Source organism: Micromonospora sp. I033 (assembly GCF_053890995.1).
In genome coordinates this window covers 1-6,084 of record NZ_JBSSLX010000283.1, presented here as the reverse complement: position 1 = coordinate 6,084, position 6,084 = coordinate 1, and the positions used below count along the sequence as shown (strand labels likewise).

The 6,084-nt window shown below is 77.5% G+C and carries 4 protein-coding genes and 1 pseudogene; 3 read left to right on the top strand and 2 right to left on the bottom strand.

Translation table 11 applies throughout. From position 1 onward, the window contains the following. Window positions 1-303, top strand: a pseudogene (locus ACW0Q9_RS28365) (allophanate hydrolase subunit 2 family protein); the annotation flags it as partial. Further along, complete coding sequence (locus ACW0Q9_RS28360; RefSeq protein WP_456186468.1) at window positions 287-1,036, top strand: LamB/YcsF family protein; 750 nt, start codon at window positions 287-289, stop codon at window positions 1,034-1,036. The pseudogene ACW0Q9_RS28365 and the gene ACW0Q9_RS28360, both read left to right, overlap by 17 nt. Window positions 1,037-1,052: 16 nt before the next feature. Here ACW0Q9_RS28360 and ACW0Q9_RS28355 read toward each other — a convergent pair whose 3' ends face one another. Continuing rightward, window positions 1,053-2,885 (bottom strand): NHL domain-containing thioredoxin family protein, encoded by a 1,833-nt coding sequence (locus tag ACW0Q9_RS28355; protein ID WP_456186466.1) that lies wholly within the window; start codon window positions 2,883-2,885, stop codon window positions 1,053-1,055. A 172-nt stretch (window positions 2,886-3,057) separates the two neighbouring features. Here ACW0Q9_RS28355 and ACW0Q9_RS28350 point away from each other — a divergent pair, with 172 nt between their 5' ends. Then, the gene (locus tag ACW0Q9_RS28350; RefSeq protein WP_456186464.1) at window positions 3,058-3,636 is read left to right on the top strand and encodes a TIGR03086 family metal-binding protein; all 579 of its coding nucleotides are present in this window, start codon (window positions 3,058-3,060) and stop codon (window positions 3,634-3,636) included. A 50-nt stretch (window positions 3,637-3,686) separates the two neighbouring features. On the opposite strand, the gene ACW0Q9_RS28345 is transcribed toward ACW0Q9_RS28350, so the two are convergent. Next, window positions 3,687-5,789, bottom strand: a complete 2,103-nt coding sequence (locus ACW0Q9_RS28345) for an LppU/SCO3897 family protein (RefSeq protein WP_456186462.1) — start codon at window positions 5,787-5,789, stop codon at window positions 3,687-3,689. Between the last annotated feature and the right edge of the window lie 295 nt (window positions 5,790-6,084).

Sequence of the window (6,084 nt, the reverse complement as noted above, 5' to 3'; positions counted from 1 at the left end):
TGGTTCACCCCCGCCGCCCTCGACCTGCTGCTCCGCACCGCGTACGCGGTCAGCCCGGCCAGCAACCGGGTCGGCGCGCGACTGGTCGGCGCGGCCCTGCCCCGCGCGGTGGCGGGTGAGCTGCCCAGCGAGGGCCTCGTCCTGGGCGCCGTGCAGGTGCCGCCGGACGGCCAACCGCTGATCTTCCTGGCGGACCACCCCACCACCGGCGGATACCCGGTCATCGGGGTGGTGGACGACGTGACCCCGCTCGCGCAGGCCCGCCCAGGCACTACGGTGACGTTCCATGGACCTCAACGCTGACCTCGGTGAGGGATTCGGCATCTGGCGGCTCGGCGACGACGAGGCGCTGCTGGGGCTGGTCACCTCCGCCAACGTCGCCTGCGGCTTCCACGGCGGTGACGCGTCCACCATGCACCGGGTCTGCGCGGGCGCCGCCCGGCGCGGGGTCGCCGTCGGCGCCCAGGTCGGCTACCGGGACCTCGCGGGCTTCGGCCGGCGGCACATCGCCTACGACTTCGCCACCCTGCGCGACGAGACGATCTACCAGCTCGGCGCGCTGGACGCCTTCTGCCGGCTGACCGGCACCCGGGTGCGCTACCTCAAGCCGCACGGGGCCCTCTACCACGCGGCCGCCTGCGACGAGGCCCAGGCCGCCGCGCTGGTCGCCGCGGTCAGCGGGTACGACCACGAGCTGCCGGTGCTCTGCCCGCCCGGCTCGGTGCTCGCCCAGCTCGCCGTCGGTGCCGGCCTGCGGGTGGTCGCCGAGGGCTTCGCCGACCGGAACTACCTGCCCAACGGGCAGCTGGTGCCCCGGAGCGCCGCGAACGCGCTGGTCGAGGACCCCGACCAGGTGGCCGCCCGGGCGGTCCGGATGGCCACCGAGCGGACCGTGGTCGCGGTCGACGGCAGTGTGGTGCCCTGCCCGGTCGAGTCGATCTGCCTGCACGGCGACACCCCGGGCGCGGTGCACTGCGCCGAGCTGGTCCGGGCCGCCCTCATCGACGCCGGGGTCGTCGTCGCCCCGTTCGCCTGACCGGCGGCCCGACCCGTCAGGCGTCCAGACCGCGCAGCACCAGCGGCAGGCGGGTCGCCCCGCCGGCCACCACCCGGACCGGCACGCCCCAGTCCTGCCGGGTGAGGTGGCAGGCCGCGTGCTCGACGTCGGCATCGCAGGTGGCGGCCTGGGCGGTCACCTGGAGCACGCCCTGCGCCACGTCGCCGCTGAGCACCAGCCGGCGGGACAGGTCGGTGGTCGTCCCGGCCCCCTCGACCAGCAGCTCCGGCGGGGACGCCGAGACCACCACCCGGGTCGACGGCCCGTACGTCTCGTCCAGCTTCTGCCCGGGCGCGGGCGTGAAGATCACGTCGAGGGTCAGCTCGCCGGCCGCCACGTCGGTGGGCTTGCGCTCCAACTTGTGCCGCGGGCCGTCCACGGTGTTCGCGCCCGCCGCGGTCAGCGCCCCCGGTGCCAGCCGGGTGAGCCGGTGCGCGGCCGACTCGACCACCAGCACCTCGCCCTCGGCGGTGAGCACCAGGTCGCTCGGCTCGGCCAACCCGTCGGCCACCGTGGCGACCTGGTCGGTCTCCGGGTCGAAGCGGCGCACGGCGCCGTTGTAGGTGTCCGCGATCAGCACCGAGCCGTCCGGCAGCGCGCACACCCCCAGCGGGTGCTGGAGCAGCGCCCGGTCGGCCGGGCCGTCGACGTGGCCGAAGTCGAACAGGCCCTGCCCGACGGCGGTGCCCATCACGCCGTTCTCCACGTAGCGGATCGCGCTGGTCTCGCTGTCGGCGACCCAGAGCCGGGCGCCGTCGGCCGACACCGAGAGGCCGGAGGGCTGCGCCATCCAGACGTCCGGCAGCGGGCCGTCGCGCAGCGCCTCGACCGTGGTGCCGGCGTACATGCCGGCGGTCCGCTTCGTCGGGTCGAACCACCAGAGCTGGTGGATGCCGGCCATGGCGACGACGACCCGGTCGTCGTACCAGGCGACGTCCCACGGGGAGGAGAGGTCGACCGAGCGCGCGTCGTGCGCGTGGTCGTCGACCGACGAGCGCCACTGCCGGCCGGTGCCGGCGACCGTGACCACCTCGCCGGTCTCCAGCTTCACGCCGCGCAGCAGGTGGTTGACGGTGTCCGCCACGACCAGGTCGTAGCCGGCCACCTCGGCCACGTGCGGGGGCAGCAGGCAGAGCCCCTGCGGCTCGGAGAAGGAGGCGGCTTCCGCCGGGCCGTCGGCGTGGCCGCGGCTGCCGGTGCCGATCCGGCGGACCAGCGTCTCCCCGTCCGGGGCCAGCTCGACCAGGGAGTGCCGGGCCGAGTCGGAGACCAGCAGGTTGCCGCCGTCGAGCACCACAGCCTTGCCGGGGAAGCGCAGCGCGGTCTCCGGCTCGGCCGGCGGTACGTACGGGCCCTCGCCCCGGTGCAGGGTGCCCTTCGCCTCGTGGGTGGCGATGAGGTCGTCGACCAGCCGGGCCAGCCCCTCGGCGTGCCCCTCACCGGCCATGGTGGCGACCACGTAGCCCTCGGGGTCGACCACCGACAGGGTCGGCCAGGCCTTCGCCGCGTACTGCTGCCACATGTCCATCTCGGGGTCGTCGAGCACCGGGTGGTGCACGCCGTACCGCTCGACGGCGGCGGCGAGGGCCACCGGGTCCTTCTCGTGCTCGAACTTCGGCGAGTGCACCCCGATCACCACCAGGACGTCGCCGTACTTCTCCTCGAGCGGGCGCAGCTCGTCGAGCACGTGCAGGCAGTTGATGCAGCAGAAGGTCCAGAAGTCCAACAGGACGATCTTGCCGCGGAGGTCGGCCAGGGTGACGGCCTTGCCGCCGGTGTTCAGCCAGCCCCGGCCGCGCAGCTCAGGTGCCCGTACTCGTGCGCTCATGCCCCCATCGTGCCGTACCGCCGTCGGCGTCCGGGCCGATGGGGCGGTGAAGGGTGGCGGTCGCTGAGCGGGCTGCTGGTCGGATGCGGACCTGGCAACGGTGGAACAGATCGTTCCGTTCTGCTATGCTGGAACGGAACAAAGAATTCCGTTCCAGTGAAAGGACCGGCCCGTGAGCTTCCCCGTCCTCACCACCGCCCTCGACCTCCTGCGCCGCGCCACCGAGGGGGTTCCGGCCGACCGGCTCGACGACCCGACGCCGTGCGCCGCGTGGACCGTCGGGCAGGTGCTGATGCACGCCGCCGGCGACCAGCACGCGTGGGCGGCGCACGTCGGAGCCGGCGACCCGCCGGCGTACAACCCGTTCGACCCGCCCCGGGGTCACGACGAGGGCGTCCAGAGCGTGGTGCGGAGCGCGATCGAGGCCGCCGCGGCGACGTGGGCGCGGGTCGACCCCACGGCCGGGCCCGTCCGCACTCCGCTGCCGCCCGTCCCGACCATGGACCCGCAGCTCGCCGCCGCCACCTGCGCGCTGGACGCCGCGGTCCACGCCTGGGACGTCGCGGTGGCCACCGGGCAGCCGGCGCCGCTCACCGCCGAGCTGGCCGAGCAGCTCATGCCGGCGGCCCGGGCGACCGCCGAGCCGCTGCGCGGATTCGCGTACGCCGCCGCGCTGCCCACCGGGCCCGGCGACGACCCGGTCGCCGCCCTGCTGGCCTACCTCGGTCGCGACCCGCACTGGCAGAAGTGACGACGACGGCGGGGCCACGGATCACCGTGGCCCCGCCGTCGCGGGAGTTGTTACTGGCCGGCCGGCTTGAGGCAGAGCACCCGGTTGGCGCCGTCGCCGGGCAGGACCACCTGGGGCTGCGCCGGGTCGGCGCACTTGTCCTTGCTGTCGACCCTCGACACCACGGTGAACGCGCCCTGCTCGCCGCAGTCGGCCGGCACCGCGGTCGCGCCCGACTGCTTGACGCAGGAGCCCACCGCCGGGTCGAAGCCCGCCGGCTTGTCGTCCCCACCGATCTTGCCGAGCAGGGTGAGCAGGCCGAGCGGCACGGCGAGGATGAGCACCGCGGCGATCAGCACCACGGCCAGGACCCGCCCGTTGCGCACCTTCGGCGTGGGCGCCTCGGTCTTCGGCTCGGCCTCCGGCCTGAACGCCTCGAAGCGGCCCTGCTCCGGTTCGCCACCCGGACCCGCCTGCGGCCAGCCCGGCGCGGCCTGCTGGGGCGGCGGCGGGAACGCGGGCGGGAAGCCGCCCGGTTCGCCCATCGGCCCCTGCCCCGGCACGCCGACCGAGGCGCGGCCACCGGCCGCCCCGCCGAACGGGTCGCCGGGTGCGCCGCCCGGCCCGCCGAAGGGGTCGTGGTGGCCGTTCGGCGGGGGGCCGAACCGGTCCTGGTGCCCGCCGGGAGCGCCGAACGGGTCGTGCGGCCCGCCGGGGCCCCCGAACGGGTCGTGCGGCCCGCCCGGGCGCTCGCCGTTGTGCGGGTGCACCCCGTTGGCCGGCCGGTTGTTGGCGGGCGGGTCCACGAAGGACGGCACGCCGGGCGGGAACGGCGGCGGGGCGGAGGGCGAGGAGGGCGGGGCCGAGTGCACCGGCGGCGCGTCGGCGAAGCCGTGCGGGCGGCCCGACTCGTCCGCCCGGGACTGCGGGCCCGGCTCGGGGAAGCCGTGCGGGCCGTCCTGCCCGGGCGCCTCCTCCGGCTCGGGACGGGCGGGCCGGCCGTAGACCCGGGGCTGCGGTGCCGGCCCGCCGGTGGTGGGCAGCGGCTGGTCGGCGGGGGGCGTGACCCGGCTGGCCGTCGGCACCGAGGCGCTGGCCGAGACGGCACCGCCCGCACCGGCCTCCGGCGAGGTACGCGGCCCGGGGACCACCGGCCCGGCCGGCGACTGCGGTTCCTCGTGCGCCGGGGCGGGCGTGCCCCAGCCGGCGTCGGCGGCCTGCTCCGGCTCGTACGCCTGCGGGTTCCGGTCGCCCGGCTCGAACGGCGCGTAGTCGGCGGGCGGCGCGGCGGCCAGGGCGGCGCCGGGCACGCGCTGCTCCTGCGGCGGCAGCGGCACCGCGTTGGCCGGGGAGATCCCCGGACCCGGCGCCGGCTGGTACATCGGCCCGTCCTCGGCGCGGGCCGGCTCCCAGCCCGGCGATGCGGACTGCTCGGGCTGGGCCTCCGCGGCCCGGCCCCACGCCTCACCGGGCGCCCACGGCTCGGCCTCCGGAGCGGCCGGACGCTCGCGCGTCCACTGCCCCGGGTCGTCCTGGTTGCCGGCCCAGGCGGGCGGCGAGTCGGGGGACGGTACGGACGCGCTGGCCCGCGCGGGCGCCTCGGCCGGCGTCGGCGCGGCGGCACCCCAGGCTGGCTGTCCCGGCTCGTCCGCCGCCCGCTCCGGCTCGCGCTGCTGCGGCACGGACGCGGCACCGCTCCACGCGCCGGCCGGGCGCTGCTCCTCCGGGGCGCCCCAGGCGGACGGCTGCGGCGCCTCGGCGACGCCGGCGGAGCGACCCGCGGCCCAGCCGCCGGAGCGGTCCGGGTCGTCGTCCCGGCCGGCGGCCGGGCCGTTCTCCCAGCCGCCCGCGCGGCCCTGCTCCTCCTGGGCGGGCCAGGCGCCCTCGGGCCGGACGGCGCCCGGGACGGAGACCTTGGCGGCGGCGCGGGCGGTCGGCTCGGCCGGCGACCAGCCGGGCGCGGCCTGCTCGCTCTGCTGGCCCCAGGCGGGCTGGTCGTTCTGCTGCTGGGCGGCGGCCCCGACGGCCCAACCGCCGGAGTTGTCCTCCTGCGCCGCGCGCCATCCACCGGCGCGGCCCGGGTCGTCGTCCTGCTGCCCGGTCGCCGGGTTCCACCCGCCGGACCGGTTCGGGTCGTCCTGCCCGGCCGGGGTGGCCCATGACTCGTTCGGCACGGTGGCGGGCGCGGGCACCGGGGCGGCGCCGCGGCTGCCCGGCTCGCCGGCCTGCGACCAGGCGGGCTGCTCACCGGACGGGGTCGGTGCGGCGCCCCAGGCGGGCCCGCCCTGCTCGTTCGCCCAGGCCGGCGGGGCCGGCTCGGTGGGGTTGCCCCGCGGGGCGGCGCCCCAGGCGGGCAGCCCCGGCCCGGTGGTCCCGCGACCAGTGGGCCATTCTCTTTTCCCCGGCCCGCGCCTTTGTCCCGGGCGTCGGCCCCGCGTCGCCGATCAGCCCGGCGGCCCACGGTTCCGA